Here is a 1,284-nt window from a genome sequence, read left to right as displayed (position 1 = left end):
TTAACATTTTTCGCTGAAGGTTTAATCAGTAGTTTTTCATTGGGTTTCCCCAATCTATATTTCCGTATATTTTGACCAAGAAAATCGAACCCTTGTTTGATATGCGTCACTTTAGTCTTGTGCTCAGAAAGCGTTAGACCTCGTTTGGCTAGAAAATCCTTTACTAGCGGCTTGACCTCCTCTTCAAGGAGAGTTTTTGACTTTCCTGTGATGACAAAATCATCGGCATATCTCACGAAATGCACTTGGTATTTACTGGTACGACTTGTGTGTCCGTCGTATTTCAGTGATCCAAATTTCGTTGCAAGCAACGCCTCTAGACCATCCAATACCAAGTTTGCCAAAGTTGGAGAGATAATACCTCCTTGTGGCGTGCCTTCCTGGGTTGGAAACAATTGACCTTTATTGATATATCCTGCTTTTAACCAATATCGAAGCATTTTCTTATCTAACGCCACGTTATTAAGAATCCACTCGTGGCTAATCGTATCAAAACACCCTTTGATATCGCCTTCCAACACCCATTGTGCTGCGCCTTTGCGAGCAAGCATCACAAAGAGATGGTTTATGGCGTCATGAGTAGAACGCCGTGGGCGAAATCCATAAGAATTCCAATCAGCAGTAGTTTCTGAAACAGGTTCTAATGCAAGTAAGTATAATGCTTGCATTGCTCTGTCTAGCATAACCGGGATACCAAGTGGCTTTTTAGTGTTATTTGATTTTGGTATATATACTCGCTTTAAAGGATATGGTTTGTATCCACATCGCTTAAGTTGAGTGATGGCTTTTGATTTTGCTTCAGGTGTTGACCATATTTTCCCATCAACACCAGCTGTTCTTTTGCCTTTATTTTCTGTAACTCGTTTTACGGCAATTGCTTTGGCCGAAAAGGAGTGAGTGAGCAGCCATTGTAATGAGTTCACCTTACGCCAGCGTTTCTCTCGTGTTGCCTTTGCGATACGTCGTTGCAGTTTCTTAACTTCTTCATGACATGCTAACCAGTTAATGGTTTGCCATTTGATAGCAGTAGGAGCCGCATCCGCATCGGTAGTTTGTGATGTAGTCATTTGCTTGTCTCCTTAAAAAGAAATTCTGCTAGTCTCTCGCAATGTTGACCAAGACCAAGTGGGCTGGCTTTCACCATAGAACAGTCGTTCCTATCTTTTCCATTACAGAAGAGCTTTTGCTTTTTAGTCTATCTTCTGCCCGCTTCAGCATCAGTTTTCCTTGCGGTTAAACCTGCCTTACTTAAAATTGCTAAGGCACTGAATCGGGTTTACCTCG

General features: G+C 41.7%; 1 protein-coding gene. It reads right to left on the bottom strand.

Annotated elements, in window-relative coordinates; genetic code table 11:
• On the bottom strand, positions 1-1,067 hold a 1,067-nt coding region (ltrA, locus tag ACQY7T_RS08710), incomplete at its 3' end, for a group II intron reverse transcriptase/maturase (protein WP_428412714.1).
• Positions 1,068-1,284: the final 217 nt, after the last annotated feature.

It is taken from the genome of Legionella sp. (genome assembly GCF_965140895.1).
Lineage (GTDB): Bacteria > Pseudomonadota > Gammaproteobacteria > Legionellales > Legionellaceae > Legionella.
Note: the sequence above shows the minus strand (reverse complement) of the source record. Positions and strands in the feature narration are given on the sequence as shown.